Annotated in this window: 21 protein-coding genes and 1 other RNA gene; 13 read left to right on the top strand and 9 right to left on the bottom strand. The window is 39.6% G+C overall.

What is annotated here, in order from left to right:
• Positions 1 to 69: 69 nt before the first annotated feature.
• The 7 genes from thrA (at position 70) to M3P19_RS15365 (ending at position 8,082) form a co-directional block, all read left to right on the top strand.
• Positions 70 to 2,514, top strand: coding sequence for a bifunctional aspartate kinase/homoserine dehydrogenase I (gene thrA, locus M3P19_RS15395; RefSeq protein WP_249658585.1), 2,445 nt, complete (start codon positions 70 to 72; stop codon positions 2,512 to 2,514).
• A gap of 1 nt (position 2,515) precedes the next feature.
• Complete coding sequence (locus M3P19_RS15390) at positions 2,516 to 3,436, top strand: homoserine kinase (protein ID WP_249658584.1); 921 nt, start codon at positions 2,516 to 2,518, stop codon at positions 3,434 to 3,436.
• A 3-nt stretch (positions 3,437 to 3,439) separates the two neighbouring features.
• The gene (thrC, locus tag M3P19_RS15385; RefSeq protein WP_249658583.1) at positions 3,440 to 4,735 is read left to right on the top strand and encodes a threonine synthase; all 1,296 of its coding nucleotides are present in this window, start codon (positions 3,440 to 3,442) and stop codon (positions 4,733 to 4,735) included.
• 100 nt (positions 4,736 to 4,835) lie between these two features.
• Entirely contained in the window at positions 4,836 to 5,921 is a 1,086-nt protein-coding gene (gcvT, locus tag M3P19_RS15380; protein WP_249658582.1) for a glycine cleavage system aminomethyltransferase GcvT, read from the top strand.
• Positions 5,921 to 6,835, top strand: coding sequence for a glutaminase (locus tag M3P19_RS15375; protein WP_249658581.1), 915 nt, complete (start codon positions 5,921 to 5,923; stop codon positions 6,833 to 6,835). Before gcvT ends, M3P19_RS15375 begins: the two co-directional genes overlap by 1 nt.
• Before the next feature lie 5 nt (positions 6,836 to 6,840).
• Positions 6,841 to 7,662 carry a sugar nucleotide-binding protein gene (locus M3P19_RS15370; protein ID WP_249658580.1) on the top strand — a complete coding sequence of 274 codons (822 nt, stop codon included), beginning with the start codon at positions 6,841 to 6,843 and terminating at the stop codon, positions 7,660 to 7,662.
• A gap of 69 nt (positions 7,663 to 7,731) precedes the next feature.
• Positions 7,732 to 8,082 (top strand): nuclear transport factor 2 family protein, encoded by a 351-nt coding sequence (locus M3P19_RS15365; protein ID WP_249658579.1) that lies wholly within the window; start codon positions 7,732 to 7,734, stop codon positions 8,080 to 8,082.
• A gap of 1 nt (position 8,083) precedes the next feature.
• Here the strand turns inward: M3P19_RS15365 and M3P19_RS15360 are convergent, their stop codons facing one another.
• Together M3P19_RS15360 and M3P19_RS15355 are read right to left on the bottom strand one after the other, a co-directional pair.
• The gene (locus M3P19_RS15360; protein WP_249658578.1) at positions 8,084 to 9,688 is read right to left on the bottom strand and encodes an alanine/glycine:cation symporter family protein; all 1,605 of its coding nucleotides are present in this window, start codon (positions 9,686 to 9,688) and stop codon (positions 8,084 to 8,086) included.
• Between the two features lie 106 nt (positions 9,689 to 9,794).
• Positions 9,795 to 10,880, bottom strand: a complete 1,086-nt coding sequence (locus tag M3P19_RS15355; RefSeq protein ID WP_249658577.1) for a hypothetical protein — start codon at positions 10,878 to 10,880, stop codon at positions 9,795 to 9,797.
• Positions 10,881 to 10,978: 98 nt separating this feature from the next.
• Here M3P19_RS15355 and M3P19_RS15350 point away from each other — a divergent pair, with 98 nt between their 5' ends.
• The 3 genes from M3P19_RS15350 (at position 10,979) to M3P19_RS15340 (ending at position 12,593) form a co-directional block, all read left to right on the top strand.
• Positions 10,979 to 11,260 (top strand): 4a-hydroxytetrahydrobiopterin dehydratase, encoded by a 282-nt coding sequence (locus tag M3P19_RS15350; RefSeq protein ID WP_249658576.1) that lies wholly within the window; start codon positions 10,979 to 10,981, stop codon positions 11,258 to 11,260.
• Between the two features lie 59 nt (positions 11,261 to 11,319).
• Entirely contained in the window at positions 11,320 to 12,030 is a 711-nt protein-coding gene (locus M3P19_RS15345; RefSeq protein ID WP_249658575.1) for a YebC/PmpR family DNA-binding transcriptional regulator, read from the top strand.
• Between the two features lie 68 nt (positions 12,031 to 12,098).
• Entirely contained in the window at positions 12,099 to 12,593 is a 495-nt protein-coding gene (locus tag M3P19_RS15340; protein WP_249658574.1) for a hypothetical protein, read from the top strand.
• Here the strand turns inward: M3P19_RS15340 and M3P19_RS15335 are convergent.
• The 6 genes from M3P19_RS15335 to M3P19_RS15310 are packed head-to-tail and all read right to left on the bottom strand — an operon-like array spanning position 12,590 to position 17,764.
• Positions 12,590 to 13,129 carry a 1-acyl-sn-glycerol-3-phosphate acyltransferase gene (locus M3P19_RS15335; protein ID WP_249658573.1) on the bottom strand — a complete coding sequence of 180 codons (540 nt, stop codon included), beginning with the start codon at positions 13,127 to 13,129 and terminating at the stop codon, positions 12,590 to 12,592. The two genes, M3P19_RS15340 and M3P19_RS15335, sit on opposite strands and share 4 nt — an antisense overlap.
• Before the next feature lie 33 nt (positions 13,130 to 13,162).
• Complete coding sequence (locus M3P19_RS15330) at positions 13,163 to 14,290, bottom strand: iron-containing alcohol dehydrogenase family protein (protein WP_249658572.1); 1,128 nt, start codon at positions 14,288 to 14,290, stop codon at positions 13,163 to 13,165.
• Positions 14,290 to 14,994, bottom strand: coding sequence for an HAD family hydrolase (locus M3P19_RS15325; RefSeq protein WP_249658571.1), 705 nt, complete (start codon positions 14,992 to 14,994; stop codon positions 14,290 to 14,292). The genes M3P19_RS15330 and M3P19_RS15325 overlap by 1 nt, the downstream gene beginning before the upstream one ends.
• Positions 14,985 to 15,698 (bottom strand): 3-deoxy-manno-octulosonate cytidylyltransferase, encoded by a 714-nt coding sequence (kdsB, locus tag M3P19_RS15320; RefSeq protein WP_249658748.1) that lies wholly within the window; start codon positions 15,696 to 15,698, stop codon positions 14,985 to 14,987. The genes M3P19_RS15325 and kdsB overlap by 10 nt, the downstream gene beginning before the upstream one ends.
• Positions 15,699 to 15,733: 35 nt before the next feature.
• On the bottom strand, positions 15,734 to 16,300 hold the full coding sequence (locus M3P19_RS15315; RefSeq protein ID WP_249658570.1) for a DUF4126 domain-containing protein: 567 nt from the start codon (positions 16,298 to 16,300) through the stop codon (positions 15,734 to 15,736).
• A gap of 30 nt (positions 16,301 to 16,330) precedes the next feature.
• Positions 16,331 to 17,764: an ATP-dependent DNA helicase gene (locus tag M3P19_RS15310; RefSeq protein ID WP_249658569.1), complete on the bottom strand. Its 1,434-nt coding sequence runs from the start codon at positions 17,762 to 17,764 to the stop codon at positions 16,331 to 16,333.
• 107 nt (positions 17,765 to 17,871) lie between these two features.
• Between M3P19_RS15310 and M3P19_RS15305 the strand changes: the two genes are divergently transcribed.
• From M3P19_RS15305 to M3P19_RS15295, 3 genes are read left to right on the top strand one after another with little or no spacing between them, the layout of a single operon-like run.
• On the top strand, positions 17,872 to 18,606 hold the full coding sequence (locus tag M3P19_RS15305; protein WP_249658568.1) for a hypothetical protein: 735 nt from the start codon (positions 17,872 to 17,874) through the stop codon (positions 18,604 to 18,606).
• Positions 18,587 to 19,420: a DUF3822 family protein gene (locus M3P19_RS15300; RefSeq protein ID WP_249658567.1), complete on the top strand. Its 834-nt coding sequence runs from the start codon at positions 18,587 to 18,589 to the stop codon at positions 19,418 to 19,420. Before M3P19_RS15305 ends, M3P19_RS15300 begins: the two co-directional genes overlap by 20 nt.
• Positions 19,420 to 19,962, top strand: a complete 543-nt coding sequence (locus M3P19_RS15295) for an RsmD family RNA methyltransferase (RefSeq protein WP_249658566.1) — start codon at positions 19,420 to 19,422, stop codon at positions 19,960 to 19,962. The genes M3P19_RS15300 and M3P19_RS15295 overlap by 1 nt, the downstream gene beginning before the upstream one ends.
• An 11-nt stretch (positions 19,963 to 19,973) precedes the next feature.
• Here M3P19_RS15295 and rnpB read toward each other — a convergent pair.
• Positions 19,974 to 20,274, bottom strand: an RNA gene (rnpB, locus tag M3P19_RS15290) — RNase P RNA component class A.
• Positions 20,275 to 20,352: the final 78 nt, after the last annotated feature.

The raw sequence follows: 20,352 nt of genomic DNA, 5'->3' as shown, positions 1-20,352 counted from the left end.
TTGGGGTAGTTTATATATTATTTCCGTCCGTCCCATACATTCATTTCAACATTTTACATTCTAACAATCATGAAAGTCCTAAAATTTGGAGGCACTTCAGTTGCTAATCCAGAAAATATAAATAAAGTCAAATCCATAGTCCAAGGAAAAGACGATGGAAAAAAGGTAGTCGTAGTCTCAGCTTTTGGTGGCGTAACAGATGTGCTCCTAGATACATTGCGACTTGCCTCAGAACAAAATCTCGATTACCATAAAGGTTTAAAAGAGCTAGAGCAAAGGCACATCAATGCCATTAAGGAACTTTTACCTGTGCAAAAACAAAGTGCCGTCTTGAGCAAAGTTAAAAGTGACCTCAATGTTTTGGAAACACTTTTGGAGGGTTCATATCTAATTGGAGAAGTTACCCCTAAACTATCAGATAAAATCGTTAGTTATGGAGAATTACTTTCTTCTTTCATAATCAGTGAGTTCTTTATTGCTGAAGGTATGAATGCAACCTTTACGGACAGTAGACAATTAATTGTTACGAATGAAAATTATGGCAAGGCCACAGTTGATTTCGATAAAACCAATAGTAATTGTCAAAGTCATTTTAAAATGGCGCAAGAGCAAGTTTTTGTCCTTCCAGGGTTTGTTGCCTCTAGTAACAGCAGTAATTCAACTACATTGGGGCGAGGTGGCTCAGATTTTACAGCCGCCATAATCGCTGCTGCCATAGATGCTACTATTCTGGAAATCTGGACAGATGTAAGTGGGATGTATACAGCCAACCCAAAATTGGTAAAACAAGCAAAGTGCGTATCCCACATTAGTTATGAAGAAGCCATGGAATTATCGCATTTTGGAGCAAAAGTCCTCTACCCTCCTACCATTCAACCCGTTTTGGGAAAAGAGATTCCAATTGTTATAAAAAATACGTTCAGTCCAAATGATGAAGGCACTCGAATTACCAAAAATACCAATGGCGAAGGCAAGACAGTAAGAGGTATCAGCCATGTTGGTAATATTAGCCTTCTTTCCTTGGAAGGACCAGGAATGATTGGAATACCGGGCATATCCAAACGTTTTTTTGAAACACTTTCCATGGAGAGTATCAGCGTTGTGTTAATTACCCAAGCTTCCTCTGAACACTCCATTTGTGTTGCAATAGCTGACGAGGATGTAGACCGTGCCGTGGATGCTGTCTCGCAGGCGTTCGAATTTGAAATGGCCCGTAAAAAGATAAAGCCTGTGCTTGTGGAAAAAGAGCTGACGATAATTGCGTTGGTTGGTGATAATATGAAAAGTCACCAGGGGTTGAGCGGTAAAATGTTCAGTACTCTCGGTAGAAACAATGTCAATATCAGGGCAATTGCACAAGGTGCTTCTGAACGTAACATCTCGGCGGTCATTAAAAAGTCGGATGTAAAAAAAGCCCTGAATTCCCTGCATGAGGAATTCTTCGAAGAAAATATAAAACAGTTGAATTTGTTTGTGATGGGTGTTGGTAATGTCGGTTCCAAGTTCCTGGAACAAATTCGACAACAACGGGAATACCTAAAAGATGAACTTCAACTGAATCTTCGAGTCATTGGGATCAGTAATTCACGGACTATGGCTTTTGATGAAGAAGGAATCAATCTAAATGACTGGGAAGCTACATTGGCTAAAGGTCAAAATGCAGATAAAAGCAAGTTCTTCGATATCGTAACGGCACTTAATTTTCGAAACAGCGTCTTTGTTGACAATACGGCTAGTAATCTGGTTGCGGATTCATATCCAGATTATCTTAAAAACAGTATCGCTGTAGTTACCTGTAATAAAATCGCGTGTAGTTCAGATTATGGTTTTTACCAGGAATTAAAACAATTGTCCAAAAAATATAATGCACCATTCCTCTTTGAAACAAATGTCGGTGCTGGACTTCCAATTATCGATACACTAAAAAACTTAATCGCTTCAGGAGACAAGGTCAACAAAATACAAGCCGTTTTATCCGGTAGTTTAAATTTTGTCTTTAACAATTTCAATGATCACGTAACTTTTCACGATATCGTAAAACAAGCCCAAGAACAAGGATATACAGAACCAGACCCGACCATAGACCTCAGTGGAATTGATGTAATGCGAAAGATCTTGATTTTGGCGCGTGAAAGTGGCAACCAGTTGGATATTGGTCAAATAGAAAATGAATCGTTCTTACCTAAGGAAAGTTTGGAAACTAATTCCAACGCAGCTTTTTTTGAGACTTTGAAAAAAAATGAAGCAGGATTTCAATCCTTATATAAAAAGGCATCGGAGGTAGATAGTAAATTAAAATACGTGGCCCAATTTGAGGATGGAAAAGCAAAAGTAGGTCTACAGAACATTCCTAAGGGACATGATTTTTACAATTTGGAAGGAAGTGACAATATCGTTTTGTTTTTTACGGAGCGTTATCCAAATCAGCCTTTGATCATTAAAGGAGCGGGTGCAGGTGCGGAAGTGACCGCTTCCGGTATCTTTGCGGATATAATACGAATTGGAAATTTTTAATATGGATGCAATAAAAGTTTTCTGCCCCGCCACCATTGCAAATGTATCCTGTGGTTTTGATGTGCTTGGTCTGGCCTTGGATGCGGTTGGTGACGAAATGATTGTTCGTAAAACACCTGAAAAAGGAATCAAAATCACCAAAATAACAGGTCAAGACCTGCCTACTGCAATCAATAAAAATGTGGCCGGCGTTGCCGGTCTCACTTTATTGGATAAAAGTGATTACGATGGTGGTTTTGAAATAGAAATTGATAAGCGCATAAAACCAGGTAGTGGCATTGGAAGTAGCGCTGCAAGCTCTGCTGGTGTTGTATGGGCCATGAATCACCTATTGGGTAATCCGTTTTCAAATCTGGAATTGGTGCAATTTGCCATGGAGGGCGAAAAATTAGCTAGTGATGTTGCACATGCGGACAATGTCGCTCCAGCAATTTTTGGAGGGTTTACCTTAGTTCGTAGTTATGACCCTTTAGATATCATTTCTATTCCTACACCTGCCGAATTATATGCCACAGTAATCCATCCACAAATAGAAATCAAAACATCAGAATCCCGTAAAATTCTGAAGACCAATATCACTTTGGAAAAAGGAATCCGTCAATGGGGAAATCTTGGAGGATTGGTTGCGGGCTTGTTTCAAAACGATTACGAACTTATTGGTAGGTCTCTTGAGGATCATATTGTTGAACCCATACGATCTATTTTGATTCCGGAGTTCGATGCCATCAAAAACAACAGCTTGGAAGCAGGAGCATTGGGATGTGGAATTTCAGGTTCCGGACCTTCAATTTTCACTCTGTGCAAAGGTGAAGACATGGCCAAAAATGTTGCCCAAACCATGCATAAAACTTATGAACCTGTGGGTATAGATTATGACATCCATATCTCCAAGGTGAATACACACGGTGTAAAAATCAGATAACCAATGAAATTCTACAGTCTAAACAATCCTGAAAATCAAGCAAGTTTCAAAGAAGCGGTTATCGCAGGAATAGCACCTGACAAGGGCCTATATTTTCCGGAACGTATTGAACCCTTACCCGCCACTTTTTTTGAGAATATTGAAACCTATTCCAATCAGGAGATCGCATTCAAGTCCATTCACCAATTTGTGGAAGACGCTATCCCCGATGCAGCACTACGACAAATTCTGGAAAACGTTTTGGATTTTGAATTTCCGGTGGTTCCTATTGAGGAAAACATTGCCACCTTGGAGTTGTTTCATGGTCCAACTATGGCATTCAAAGACGTCGGAGCACGATTCATGGCCAATTGTTTAGGTCATTTTTCTGAAGGCGAATCAACCGATGTCACGGTTTTGGTTGCTACTTCCGGAGATACAGGTGGAGCTGTTGCCAATGGATTTTTGGGTGTGAAGGGTGTGAAGGTGGTAATCCTTTATCCAAGTGGTAAAGTTTCAGAAATTCAAGAAAAACAGTTAACAACATTAGGGCAAAACATTGAAGCCATGGAAGTGGATGGTACGTTTGATGATTGCCAACGAATGGTCAAAACTGCTTTTTTGGACAAAGACATCACCGATTTTAAAAAACTAACATCGGCCAACAGCATTAATATTGCACGGTGGTTACCTCAACTCTTCTATTTCCTTTTTGCCTTTAAGCAAGCTAAAAAAGAAGGAAAGGAAATTGTGTTCAGTGTTCCTTCTGGGAATTTTGGGAACATCTGCGCAGGTATGGTTGCACAGAAATTGGGAATGCCAGTAAAACACTTCATAGCTGCAACCAATGCGAATAAAGTAGTTCCAAATTTCATGGAAAATGGCAGTTATGAACCGCTACCATCCGTTGCAACTATTTCCAATGCCATGGATGTAGGTGATCCAAGCAACTTTGTCCGTATACGCCATTTATACGAAGATAATTTTGATTTCCTAAAACATAATTTAAGTGCTTTCTCTTTTACGGATGAGACTACAAAGGACATCATGAAACACATCCACAAGAATTCAGGTTATGTAACGGACCCACATGGTGCCGTGGGATATCTTGGATTAAAAAAGTACCTGGATACCAATCCTGACTGTTATGGAATTTTTCTAGAAACGGCCCATCCTGTTAAGTTTTTGGATGTAGTTGAGGAAACTTTGCAAATTTCACCAGCGATTCCTGACCAAATCAAAAAAGTCATGGACCAAAAAAAGACATCGATAAAAATTGGTCAATATGATGCCTTAAAGGCACATCTACTAGGTTCTTAAATCGTTCAAATTAGTACTGCGGAACAATTGTTTAAAAGATTCGCAATTTTGGATGGCTTTTTGTGTGAATTCAAATAAATTTACCACAGAAAATTAACGTATGAAGTCTACTGCATTGACCGAAACCCATATAGCTTTAGGAGCTAAAATGGTACCATTTGCGGGCTATAATATGCCCGTCTCCTATGAAGGAGTAAACATTGAGCATGAAACTGTAAGAACCGCTGTTGGCGTCTTTGACGTGTCCCACATGGGAGAATTCTTGATTGAAGGTCCAAAAGCTTTGGAACTTATTCAGAAAGTCACCTCCAATGACGCATCCAAATTAACAATAGGCAAAGCCCAATACAGCTGTTTCCCCAATGAAACTGGAGGTGTTGTTGATGATCTTATCGTTTATCGGATAAAGGAGGAAACCTATCTTTTGGTAGTCAACGCAAGTAATATTGATAAAGACTGGGCGCATATCACCAAATACAATGAAGCCATTGGAGCACAAATCAGAAATGTTTCCGATGACTATTCCTTATTGGCCATACAGGGACCTAAGGCAGTTGAGGCAATGCAGTCCTTGTCTTCTATAGACCTTACTGAAATCAAATTCTACAATTTTGTGGTTGTTGATTTTGCTGGTGTGGAACATGTCATCATTTCTGCAACGGGTTATACTGGGTCTGGCGGATTTGAAATCTATTGCAAAAATTCAGAAGTACAACAAGTGTGGGACAAAGTATTTGAAGCCGGTGCTGATTTTGGCATCAAACCTATTGGATTGGCGGCCCGTGATACCCTTCGATTGGAAATGGGATATTGCCTATATGGAAATGATATCGATGACACGACTTCGCCATTGGAAGCCGGACTTGGTTGGATTACCAAATTCACTAAAGAATTTGTGAATCATGAAGCCTTGGCAGCGCAAAAAGAAGAAGGTGTTACGCGAAAACTTGTGGCTTTTCAGCTAGAAGAAAGAGGTATCCCTAGAAGCGGCTATGCCATAGTGGATGCCGAAGGAAATGAAATAGGTAAAGTAACATCCGGAACCATGTCGCCATCGCTATCAAAAGGTATTGGTTTGGGCTACGTACCAAAGGAGCTTTCTAAAGTTGATTCGGAAATTTTTGTTCAAATCCGGAAAAGTCAAGTAAAGGCAACTGTAGTGAAACTTCCGTTTTATAAGGGCTAATGAGCGACTATAAGTCCATTTTGAACAAAATACACGGGACTATCAAAGCTAGTTCCGATAAAGGCAAAGTGGCGGACTACATCCCAGAATTGTCCAAAATCGATATCAACAAATTGGGCATTGCCCTATTGGACAATGAAAAAAACTCCTATTCTGTAGGAGATGCACAGGAGAAATTCTCGATTCAGAGTATTTCAAAGGTTTTACTGCTCTCGCTTGCTTTTTCCAAAATTGGAGATGCCCTTTGGGAACGAATGGATGTGGAACCTTCAGGAGACCCTTTCAATCATTTGTCCCTGTTGGAGTTGGAAAATGGGATTCCGAGAAATCCGCTGATCAATGCTGGTGCCATAGTTGTTTGTGATATCCTTCTTGAACATCTAGAACATCCAAAAGCCGATTTCATCAACTACATTCGAGCAATATCTGGTGATAACACCATAGATTATGATTTGAATGTAGCTGATTCAGAGAAAAAAACCGGATTCGGTAATTATGCCGCGGCCAATCTCATCAAGTCCTATGGAAACTTGAATCATGATGTGGACAGCGTGCTGGACTTTTATTTTCATTCCTGTTCAGTGGCGATGAATTGTGAGCAGTTGGTAAAGGTTTTTTACATATTCATGAATAGAGGTAATTGTTTGCAAGAAAACAACTATCTCAATGTCTCCCAGGTAAAGAGAATCAATGCTATAATGTTGACCTGTGGATTTTATGATGAGGCCGGTGAATTTGCTTTTGAAGTAGGGCTTCCTGGCAAAAGTGGAGTTGGGGGTGGTATTGTAGCCCTGTTACCCAATCAATTTTGTGTGGCCACTTGGTCACCTGGACTTAATGAAAAAGGAAATTCCAAACTGGGAATGCTGGCTTTGGAACAATTGACTACCCAGACTGGTTTGTCTATATTTTAGGTTTTTTGGATAAGAAAAGGATACTTATACTCGGTGCAAGCGGTTTTATTGGCAACGCCATTTACAAGGAGTTGTGCAATTATTTCAATACCTATGGCACCTATTGTCACAGTACTATTTACAGTTCTAATGGTCAGTTCCTTCAATATGACCTTAGGGAGGACGACATTTTCAGAATTTTGGAACACGTCCGTCCTGATTTTATAATATCAGCGCTACGGGGAGAATTTACAGCCCAAATATTGGCCCATCAACATATCATGGAGTATTTAGCCCAACACGATGCAAAGCTTTATTTTGTCTCATCTGCAAATGTTTTTGACGCCTACAGTAAATTTCCTTCCTATGAATATGACAAAACACTTTCTGAGAGTGTTTACGGTCGTCTGAAAATAAAAATAGAAAACATGATGCTGCGGCAACCCAAAGAGAAATGCGCTATTCTCAGGGTTCCAATGGTTTTTGGAAACACCTCTCCCAGGGTCAAGGAAATCAAGACGCAGTTGGAAAACAATGAGCCCATTGAAGTATTTCCGAACCTAATCGTGAATGTGACCAATGACGATAGACTGACCCAGCAAATCCATTATCTCATCAATCGGGATAAAACTGGGATTTTTCATTTAGGCAGCAAGGATTTGATACAGCACGAAGAATTTATCAAGGAAGTAATCCAGAAATTGGGCAATTTCCATCCCATTCTAAAAAGGGTGTACACAACTAACGAAGATCGTTATCTTGCCGCATTGCCCAAGCATAACAAGTTACCCAAAAACCTACGCATAAAGTATCAGGAAATCATAGACCATCATATTCCGGTAGAATGATTTTTTTCTATCTACACTAAACTGAGTATTATTAATCAACTTTTAATATTCTAGTGACAATTCATATCAATGGCTAAAAGTATCAACTTATGTACCTGTATTTTTTATCTAAAGAAATATGCCGAGAAAGACCTAGATGCAATGAACCAATTGTTCGCTGAAGATATTATACTTCGGGATTGGAAAATTAGGGTTGAGGGCAAGAAATTGGCCCTTCAAGAGACCCAAAAGAACTTTGAAGCGGCTGAGTCTATTGCCATCGATGTCCTTCAAACCTACGAAAACTCGGATACCGTTGCCGCAGAATTGAAAATTACCGTAAACGAAACTGAGGAACTTTATGTAGTTGACGTAATTACCTTCAATGATGCCAATCAAATCAGTGCCATCCGCGCTTACTTAGGAAGAGGTGATCACTAAATCACACCTTGCTCTTATTGGGACGGATTAAAATCAAATACTTGTCAAACTCAGATTTCACTTTAGGGTAAAGGAATAGCAATCCGATCATATTTGGAAAAACCAATGCCAAAATCATAGCATCTGAGAACTTTATTACGGCGTCCATTGTGATGGCTGCACCCAACACGGTGAACAGGAGAAATATGATTTTATACGTCAAATCCGTCCATCTCCCACGACCAAATAGGTATTTCCAAGCCTGTAGCCCATAGTAAGACCAAGACAAAATGGTAGAAAAGGCAAAAAGACATACAGCCCCCATTAACACATAAGACGATCCGTTAATTGAACTTTCAAACGCCATGGAGGTAATGTTCACGCCACCAAGCAAAGTCCCGTCGTTCATTATCGCCTGTCCATTAACCACATTGCCGTAAACAAAAGCACCATCCATATTGAACAGTATGATGACAACTGCTGTGATGGTACATATCAAGACCGTATCAATAAATGGTTCTAAGAGCCCAACCAGACCTTCTGAGGCAGGAAAAGCGGTATTTACCGCAGAGTGCGCTATAGCTGCGGAGCCTGCGCCCGCCTCGTTGGAAAATGCCGCTCTTCTAAATCCTTGGATAAACACCCCTACAAACCCACCTGCAATGGTGGCCTTGGGTGTAAACGCTTCGGTCAGTATCAATTTGAAGACATCATCCACCAATTCTATTTTTGAAAAAATGATGAACAAAGCCGCTCCTACATATAAAATGGCCATAAAAGGAACCACCTTCTCTGTAACCTTCGCAATACGTTTGATACCGCCAATAATTACTATTCCCGCACATATGGCAAATATCAATCCGATAATACTGCCGGTTGCATCCCCACTTAAACCAAACTGTTCTATTATCTGCGCTGCTGCTTGATTACTCTGAAAAGCATTACCCCCGCCAAAAGAAGCTCCCACACATAAAATGGCAAATACTGCTGCTAAGAGCTTTCCTAGTTTTCCCAAACCCCTTTCCTTCATTCCTTTGGATAGATAGTACATTGGACCACCAAATACAGTACCGTCCTTATCAATATCCCTATATGCGACACCCAAGGTACATTCCACAAACTTTGTAGACATTCCGATCAGCCCAGCCAAAATCATCCAAAATGTTACTCCTGGGCCGCCAATGGAAATAGCAACTGCCACCAAAGCGATATTCCCTAATCCCACAGTACCAGAAACCGCTGTTGCCAAGGCTTGAAAATGGTTGACCTCACCAATATGACTTTCATCTTTAATTGTATCCTTGACATCTCCTTCAACTTGTAACACATTGACTTTTTCAGGTTGTTTGGCTCTTTCCAGATCATCATACTTACCGCGTACTACTTGTATGGCCGTGGGGAAATATTTGACATTGACGAAGGAAAAGTAAACAGTGAAGAACAGCGCACCGAAAACTAGGATTATCAACACTATAGGTATGCCTTGGCCAAAAAATGGAATTTCTGCAAGTATTAAGTTTTCCCACCAAACAGCAAATGGCATGAAGGCATCATTGACGCGTTCGTCAAGTCCCTTTTCAAGAGTTAATTCTTGTAATCTAAAATGTGGTGTGGTAGTGAAATCCATGGTTGTATTTTTCCATGAAATTCAATTTCCAAAATGACTTTTCGGCAATTTGTCGGAACGATTTCCCTAGTGTCGGTAGAAGAAAGGCAGACAAATTAGAGTTAACTCATTCATTTTCAATTAAAATGTTTTCCTTGGGTAGTTGCAATCGAATTTTCCGAGCTTGACTTTCCGACAATTCGAAGAGTGTGTTTTTTAGCGGTGTATAGTGTTTGTCCTTAGTCCATGCTTCCTTTCCAAAAAGGCCATTGAGTAATGCTTCCAATAACCTTTTCAGTTCATTATGATCATTGATATCGTAGCTCTTATTGTGATCAAAGTTCTTGGGTTTGATTTCCAACCAGCCTTCCTCGGTACTCAATTTTCGTTCTGCAAAAGTCTTTAAAAGCCCATATAGAGAGGGACTTAACTGGATGCTTCTGTCCTCATTCCCTGGAAATCCTTGTAAAACAACTGCTTTATGACTCTTATTTTCTACTGTACGAATATTTCCAAATCGCATATTTAATTGGTAGGGTCCCGGAATTATAGTTTCCACCAATTCCTTAACCCAACTCAAGGCTAAGGCAAAAAATAACATGATCAAAGTGGTCTTGAATATGGCAGAAAAAAGCAAGAGATTACTGCCATCGCCAATAAACTTGAACACCTGGGCTAGCAGGGTCACCAACACCGTGGTTAATGATAGCCAGCCCAATATGGGTAGTCTACGTTTTACAAATGACTCCCAGAGTACAAAACCTAAAAACACCAAAGTTAGCAAGGCATAATACACATCCAATTCACTTATCAAGGATGCGGTTCTAGCAAGAAACATTTTATGGAGGGTTGGCAATAATGCAAATACGAAGGGTATACCAATGATATACATCCAAAATCTGGATTTTATCAAAGCTTCAAATGGTTTGGGTAAATACTTGAACCAAGGCAAAGCCATCAGAATAAAAAGACTATTCATTAAAGATAAAATGCTTCGTAACCCATCACGATAGTGCAATTCATTAGAAGAACTATCCCAAAATAAAAGCTCCACCAATCCAGAAAATGCCCAGCACAAAACTGAAAATGCCAACCAAACCGGTCCAAAATCCTTTTGCCGTTTACCAATATGATACCAGATCGACATTAATGCCACAAAAGCAAAAGAACAGACTACAAATTCCCACCAACCATAAAATTTTAGTAATTCCATGGAAGCAGTGATTTCAGGGCCAAGTGTAAAATGCTTTCCTAACATTTATTTTTGAAAAGTTGGTAGATAATGTGGAAATTTAAGGAAAACAGCGAATCATGCAAAAATTCAATAGCGACGAGCTAGCAGTCCGACTTGAAAAGTTACAAGGCTGGACCTACGAAAACGGCAGTATTGTAAAGACTTTTGTATTTAAAGATTTTAAGGAGGCCTTTGCCAAGATGACCTTAATTGCATTTGAGGCTGAAGGTCTTAATCATCATCCTGACTGGGAAAATGTGTACAATCGATTAACTGTACGTCTAAACACACATGATATGGGTGGTATTACCCAAAATGATTTCGATTTGGCCGAGAGGATTGAGGCCATCACAGGCTAAGAGACATTGTCTAGGATTCAAATTTTGTTACATTTGCCATTGTCCAAAATCACATTAAAATGGGTAGAGCATTTGAGTTTAGAAAAGCACGTAAGATGAAACGTTGGGCCGCAATGTCCAAGGCCTTCACTAGAATCGGCAAGGATATTGTTATTGCCGTAAAAGAGGGTGGTCCTGATCCTGATTCAAATGCGCGTTTAAGGGCGGTAATCCAAAACGCCAAAGCGGCCAATATGCCCAAGGACAACATAGAAAGGGCGATAAAACGTGCTTCGGACAAAAGCCAAGGTGATTTCAAAGAAGTCTTGTTTGAAGGATATGCGCCACACGGTATTGCCATTTTGATAGAAACAGCAACCGACAACAATACGCGGACTGTTGCCAATATCCGAAGCTACTTCAATAAGTGCAACGGTAGTTTGGGAACTTCAGGCTCTGTTGAATTCATGTTTGACCATACCTGTAATTTCACCTTAAACAGCGAGGGATTGGACCCAGAGGAATTGGAATTGGAGATGATAGACTTTGGAGCTGAAGAAGTCTTTGTTGATGAGGATGGCATACATATTTATGCGTCCTTTGAAAGTTTTGGAGCAATCCAGAAAGAGCTGGAATCCCGCAATATTGAAATCATATCATCAGGATTTGAACGCATCCCCCAAGTAACCAAAGAGCTTTCCGAGGAACAGGTTGCAGATGTTGAAAAGCTATTGGAAAAAATCGAAGAGGACGATGACGTGCAGAACGTCTATCATACTATGAAGGAATAGAAGATTTCTTTCGGGATTGTTTTGTAAAGAGGTCTAGTTCGTATCGACCAAAAAGGAAAATCATTGCTATGCGAAAACTATATCTTTTCTTCACGGCCATTTTATTCACAAGCACTTGTCTTGCACAAGAAATGACTCCAAAAAAATTGTTGGAGATTATTAAACAAGAGGCAGATACGGTTCAAACTGCCGGAAATTCTTATCAATTTGTTTTGAATGGTGCCATGCTTATTTGTGTTTTCGATGAAAATGCAAATCGGATGCGGATTATTTCACCTATTGTGGAACGCGACAAACTTGGTGAAGAAGAACTTTTGAATGCCTTAGTAGCCAATTTCCATTCCGTATTGGATGTAAAATATGCACTTAGTGATGAAATCATCTGGTCGGTTTATGCCCACCCTTTAAAACAACTAAGTGATGCCCAAGTGGTAGATGCCATTCAACAGGTTTATGCTGCAGCCATAACCTTTGGAGGTAGTTACTCGAGCACGAATATGGTGTTTCCGGGAAACAAAAAGAAAGTTGAGAAACCTAAAACAGAACCCCTCAAAAAAACTTAATAGCTGTATTCTGGGATTTTACCTTTAACGCCCTTGAAGAACGCACGAATATTCTTGAAATCATTTTGGATATCGTCTGAGGCCATAAAAGGCTCAGCTATTTTTACCTGTTTTTTACCAAAATCGAACGCCACCATAACTATTGGCACATTGGCTTTTTTGGCAATATGGTAAAAACCTGTTTTTAAGGCAGTCACTTTTTTACGTGTACCTTCTGGAGCTAAGGCAAATCTAAAGACCTTTCGCTGATTGAAAATATCCGCAATACTATCAACAGTGTTTGAATTCTTACTTCGGTCCACTGGGGCTCCTCCGGTCCACCTAAAAAACCAGCCAAATGGGGGTTTAAAAAGGCTTTTCTTGCCGATATAGTGCATATCCTTATTAATCACTTTGCGCACCAACAGGCCCAAAAAGAAGTCCAACCAGTGGGTATGCGGCACCACTATTATGACGCATTTGTCAACATCTGGAAACGTTCCAACCAATTTCCATCCGAGTACTTTATAATATAGGAATTTGGCAAATTGATGCATGGGTGAAATTTTAATGAAACAATTCCTTCAGCGTTAAATTTGCTGATACAATTGTTGTAAACGTTCTGGCGTCATTATGCTTCTCCAATCCTTTCCCAAAGCGTTTTCCCATAAAGGTTCCATACCCAATGCAACTTTGACCAAAATATCAAAATCGTCTTGGGTTAGATTGGCACAAATTCCCTCAGGTAACTGAATATTGTGTTTTTCCAACATCTGATTGAATAACGCAACACCTTCTGGGTAAAATTCTCCCAAATGTTTAAACACCAAGCAATTTCCAACACCATGTTTGGTGCCCAGTAAATAGGACAATCCATAACTCATGGCATGCGCAATGCCTACTTGAGAATAAGCTATACTCATGCCGCCATGCCATGAAGCCATCATTAATTTATCACGTGACTCAGTATCGGGTATATCTTCAAGAAATACTTCCTTACATAATTCCATTGCCTTTTCACCATAACTCTGACTAAATGCATTCAAATAGGTTCCGTTAAGTGACTCCACACAATGGATAAAGCAATCCATTCCTGTATAAAACCATTGATCCTTTGGCACTGTAATCGCCAAATCCGGATCCAAAATCACTTGGTCAAAAGTGGTGTAATCCGAGTTTATTCCAAGTTTTTTTTCTGGCCCTAACAACACTGTGGTTCTGGAAACTTCGGCCCCGGTTCCACTAATAGTCGGAATTCCTACGTGGTAAATTGATGGCTTTTGCACCAAATCCCAGCCTTGGTAATCGTGTGCAAGGCCACTGTTATTGAGTAAAATCGAAACTGCTTTGGCCAAATCTAAAAGTGTTCCACCTCCAATACCTACTATCCCGGATGGCATTTCATCAAACCGTTCCCGGATTCGAGAAACCAGTGCATCCACTTGTTGGGTTTTTGGTTCTTCTTCGGCCGAAACAAATATGAGCTCATCATTGAAAATCAAAGGGATGTCATGTGCCAAACTCTTATCTTCAAAGTAATCATCCACCAAATAGATAAAAGGTGCGTCTGAATTTCTGCGTCTGGGCAATAGAATTTCACCTAATTGATGGAAGCTTCCTTGACCAAATACCACCCTTGGAACCATAGGAAAATTCCTGTGGCCCGAAGTATTTTTCGCTATGCCTTTGTCCTTTTTCAAATTACTTTCTGTCTTCATTAGTTATCCAAATACTTCAAAATATCCTTGAGGCTGTTTAACTTTAAATGATTGTTCACTTGCTTGGTATCGTCCACCATTTCATGGGCCCAAGTGGTATGAAAAGGTACGTGAACTGCCCTTGCGCCTATATTCAAAATAGGCAGCACATCTGATTTCAATGAATTCCCGATCATCAAGAATTCGTTTACATCGATTTCCAAGTGCTCCAATAGGTTTTTGTAATTACTCTCTTTTTTATCACTAAGCACCTCAACATGATGAAAATACCTGGATATACCAGATTTTTCCAATTTGCGTTCCTGGTCCAAAAGGTCGCCTTTGGTGAGTATAATTAAACGGTATTTATGCTCTAGGGTGGACAATACTTCTTCTACACCATCCAACAATTCAACCGGATGCGAGATCATACGCTTACCTAGCTTGATTATTTCCAATAGTGTTTCTTGTGGTATGTTGTTATTGGAAAGATCAAGTGCGGATTCAATCATGGAAAGTACGAATCCCTTGACACCATAGCCATAGAGTTCCAAGTTCTGCATCTCCATTTTGAAGAGCTCTTGATCCACTTTGTTTTTGGTTTCATAAGATTCCAACAATTCCGCGAAACGTTCTTCAGTTTCTCGAAAGTAGGTTTCATTGACCCACAGGGTATCATCGGCGTCAAAGCCGATTACTTTTATGTTTTTTAAATCTATGTCCATGCCTTTTTGGCTCGTTCTAAATCTTCGGGGGTATCAATTTCAATTCCGGTAACATGCGTTTCCACCATTTTTATTTTTTTGCCATATTCCAAAAATCGGATGGCCTCAATTTTTTCCTTTGCTTCCAATGTAAGCATCGGTAGGCGCTGAAAATCCAATAATGCCCTTTTACGAAAAGCATAGATACCCTTATGTTTATAATACACGGATTCTACGTTTTCGTCACGTGGATATGGTATTGGCGACCGCGAAAAATACAAAGCGAAATCTTGGTTATCCACTATTACCTTTACTGTATTTGGATTTGAAATCTCATCCCAATCAGTAATCGGAGTCATCAATGAAGCCAAATCAATATCTTTTTCAGGATCATTGTGAAAGACTTCAATTACCTTGGTCAAACTCTCTTTATCAATAAAAGGTTCATCCCCTTGAACATTAATAACAATGTCAACCTCCAAATCCTCAACAGCTTCAGCTATGCGATCACTACCACTTTCATGTTCATTTCGACTTTTTAGCACTTTTCCTCCTATTTCTGAGATAACATCAAAAATCAAATCACTATCCGTCACTACGTAAACCTCGTCAAACAACCCGGTGTTGACAGCGGCTTCATAGGTTCTGACAATAACCGGTTTACCTTTCAAATCCTGCATTAGTTTAGCAGGGAATCTGGAGGCTTGGTACCTAGCCGGTATCATTGAAATAATCTTCACTCGTATTGTTTAGGGGGTTATTATTTGCTTTTCGGCCGCAATTTGCGATAAATCCTAAAAATGACGACCAAAATAACAATTACTAAAATAGCTGCAATTGGGGGCACTAAAATTGATGCGGTGGAAACCACAACAGCTGTTCCTGTTTCAACGGTTGATACTAATGGATTTGCAAGTCCGCCTGTGGTAGCAGAGGAAGTAAGTCTTCCTGCTGCATTGGCGCCCTTGATAGCTGTGGCAGTACCACCTCCGGCAATTATAGCCAATGACCAGGTTACTACAGGGTCTAGATTAGCTACAGTGGACACAACCACCGCCGTTCCCGCTATTGCAGCCAAGGGGACAGCCAAACTATCCAATGCATTATCCACCCATGGAATAAAATAGGCGAATATTTCGACTAGCGTAGCTACACCTAACGTAATCAAAGCTGCCAAACTACCAATCCATTCCCAATTTTCATTTAAATCCCATGCACCTAAATAGGCCGCCAAACTCAGCGTAAATAATGGTAAAAACACCCGAAATCCAACGGATGCAGCAAGGCCAATGCCTAAAAAAATACTTAGTATGGTATCTGGACTCATTCCCATGACTTTGACTAAAGTAAAGTATTCCTAGTCAACAAAAAAATCATCTTTAAAGCCAATAAGATATAACTTCTCCTTAGCCCTAGTGACAGCAGTATATAGCCATCTTAAATAATCCTTATCCACGCCATTGGGCAAATAAGGTTGCTCTACAAACACATTTTTCCATTGACCTCCCTGGGACTTGTGACAGGTAATAGCATAAGAAAACTTTACCTGTAATGCATTAAAGTATTTGTTGTTCTTTACACCTAGGAACTTTTTGTATTTGGATTTTTCATGTGCGTAGTCTTGCATGACTTCTTGATACAAACGATTCCCATCTTCATAGGACAAAGATGGAGTTTCCGCCTTAATCGTATCTAACAACAATACGGTTTCAAAAGGTCTTTGATTTGGATAGTCAACCATTTTGACCTTTACTTCTGCAAAAGAAAACCCGTAGAGCTCTTTGATTGCAAACAATTCCAAAATCTCGATTATATCGCCATTTGCAATAAATCCTGCTTCAGAATTAGGTCTTAACCAAAAATAGTTGTTCTTGACCACCATCATATAATCACCTACTGCAATTTCATTGTCCAAAAACAGTATACGCTCCCGGATGTTCTGGTTGTATAGGTTTGCTCTTTTATTGGACCGAACCACAATAGCAGTCTCTTCCTTACCGTCATTGGAATACGAATCATCAATGGCTCCTTGAATCTCAGCACCATCAATCAAGCGGATAATATCAGGATAATTTCCTAATTCAAATTGAAACGTTTCATGGAATTGTTGTTGTAATTGTTCCCTTAAATGCGTAGCATTATGCAGAATTCCCGAGTCCCGGGTCTGTCGCATTACTTCATCCAATTCCAAACATTCTACTTCCTTATTGTAATTCAACGCAATGCGGTCCTCTTCCAAGGCGGGGCTTAAATTCAATTTTACAGGTGGCAACTGGGCCGTATCGCCAATCAACAGCAATTTGCAATTATGGCCAGCATACACATAATACATAAGGTCATCCAATAAAGAGCCATTTTCAAATAGTTTTGAATCCGCTGCAGTATCTGGAATCATTGATGCTTCATCAACGATAAACAATGTATTTCGATGCTTATTAGGTGACAGCACAAATTGTATACCTCCACCGCTTTGCTTCTTAGGGAAGTATATTTTTTTATGGATGGTGAAGGCCGTTGTACTTGAATACAAAGACATCACTTTGGCCGCTCTTCCGGTGGGTGCCAACAAAACAGAACCCATTTTTACTTTCCAAAGGCTATTTACCACAGTACCTACTAATGTGGTTTTGCCCGTACCGGCAAATCCTTTCAATAGAAAAACCTTTTCACTTTTTCGGTCCAAAATAAACTTGGACAACTTCTCTAAAGCGATGTGTTGTTTTAGGGTTGGTTCATGTGGAAATTTTTGTAAAAGAATCTCCAAAAATCCTGCAGGAGTAGGGTCTGTCATAAGCTGTTTTGAATGGTATGGATTTTTAAAGCAAAAAGTTTCGTGATTAAAAAAAAATTGTAGATTTGTCAGTAACCGCTAAATTAACTAAGAAAGACAATATTCGCATGTTAAACTTAATTCTTATCGTTGTTGTTATTTGCCTTGTTACCATAGGCCTTGTATTCCTGATTGACAGATTTTTACCCCAGAAAGTCAAACCGATTTTGGTTCTTGCCTTTGGACTTTTGAGCATCTTTCTAGGTTATATGATTTATCAATCCATCAACGCTCCTATCGAATTCAAAAAAGTCAGAAAAGAAAGATTTTCGCAAGTAATTGCTAAATTAAAGGACATTAGGGATTCTCAGGAAGCTTACAAAACTGTAAATGGTAGATTTGCCAGTAACTTTAACAGTCTAGTTCAATTCGTGGACACTGGAAGCTACACCATTACACAGCAAAAGGATTCTTCCTTTATGCGCTACAATAAAGTATACCAAATTGATTTACAAGTAGATACAATTGTTGTTGACACGCTTGGATTTGTTAAAGTAAAAGACTCTCTTTTCAAAAATGACGATCGTTACAAAACGATGATGAACATTCCATATGCTCAAGGTGGTGAGAAGTTTGAAATGAAGGCTGATATTATTGATAAGCAAGGATACAAAGCACCTGTATTCGAAGCCAAAGCGAAAAAAGATTTGGTATTATACGATCAGCCAAGAGATTTGTTAGCTCGGGAAAACGCACATCAAAGTGTTGAAGAAGTTAATGGTACAGAAATTAAGGTTGGTTCACTTACCGATGTAAGTACAAATGGAAACTGGCCTCCAATCTATGACAGAAAAGACCAATAATATACAGGAACAAAATTCCGAAAACTCTTTTAAGAAATTGTCCATTCAAGTTGGTTTGAATGGACTTTCTTTTTGTGTACTAGATACAGTTTCCAATGAGATTCTTGTGTTTGACAAGGTACACTTCAAAACTGCATCAACGCCTTATTTGATGCTCAAAGAGTTAAAATCGGTATTGAACAAGAACAGTACCTCTGGTTCTAAATTTTCCGAGGTAGTGGTCATCCATAAAAATGGTCTTTTTGGTTTGGTTCCAAAAACCCTGTTTAAAGAAGAGGAGCTTGCCAACTATTTAAAGTTTAATACCAAAATCATGGCAAATGATCATATTGCATATGATGAAATTGCCAATCACGATTTAGTAAATGTGTATGTCCCATTCGCCAATATCAATAATCATATCTTCGATTTGTTCGGCGAATTTGAATTTAAACACACAGGAACAGTTTTAATTAGCACGCTTTTAAATCAATCCCGAGCATCTTCCAAACCCTTTTGCTACGTTCATGTCTCGGAAAAAGAAATGGAAGTCGTGGTGATCTCAGATAAAAAACTGTTGTTCTATAATCATTTTGAATATAAGACCAAGGAGGATTTCCTGTATTTCCTATTGTTCAGTTTGGAACAATTGGAAATTGATTTGGAACAGGTGCAATTAAAACTCTTCGGAACAATTGAGGAAGGAGATGAAATCTTTGATCTCTGCTATTCTTATGTGAAGCATGTTTCCGTTTTCGTGCCAACAGACGCCAATTATCCGTTGGACCAGTTGGAATCCCAGGCTATTGATTTCAGTGCCATAAGCCAGATGTAATGCGAATCATTTCAGGAAAGTACAAGAGCAAAAGGCTTACTGCACCAAAAAAATTACCGGTGCGCCCTACCACGGATATGGCCAAAGAAGGCCTCTTCAATATTTTGAACAACCGATTCTATCTAGACGAAATCAATGTTCTGGATTTGTTCGCCGGTACGGGGAATATCAGTTTTGAATTTGGGTCAAGGGGATGTCCAGAGATTGTTGCTGTAGATAGTTATGCAGGTTGCGTTCAATATATTTCCAAGATATCAAAGGAGCTGGAACTACCAATTAACCCCATAAAATCGGATGTTTTCAAGTATCTAGAACGCAGTAAACAACAGGCCCATATAATTTTCGCGGACCCGCCATACAATTTTGAAGATAGTCTCTTTTTTAAACTTGTGGATTTGGTCATGGTAAACAAACTACTTGAAGCATCGGGAGTGCTAATCGTAGAACACTCCGATCAAACCAACTTATCCAGCCATTCTAAATTTACCGAACAACGAAAATATGGCGGTAGTATATTTAGTTTCTTCGAGTCGGAAGAATAATTACTGAATTCAAGAAAAGCAGGCCATAAGCCGGATTCTGTATACCCTTATCATTTATCTAGGCATTTGGTTGCCCAAAAGCTCAAACCGCCTACCCTCCAATTTGGGCGTGCAGCCCTCAAACACTGGTTTACGTGACGTTTCACCGCATAGAGTTTACCTGATTTCACTACAGCCGAACTGTACTTGCTTTCTGTTGCACTTGTCCTCGCCTTTCGGCGGACGGGCGTTACCCGCTATGCTGCACTATGGTGTCCGGACTTTCCTCTTTAATACCACCAAGTGGATTACAGCGATAAGGTGGCCTGCTGGCCGCAAAGGTAATCGAATTGTTAATAAAAAAAAGTTCAGAAAGCCCCAGCCCCCTTTCTTTGCCACTTCCTATTTTTA

It is taken from the genome of Flagellimonas spongiicola (genome assembly GCF_023502425.1).
GTDB classification, from domain to species: domain Bacteria; phylum Bacteroidota; class Bacteroidia; order Flavobacteriales; family Flavobacteriaceae; genus Flagellimonas; species Flagellimonas spongiicola.
This window is presented reverse-complemented; position numbering and strand designations above follow the sequence as displayed.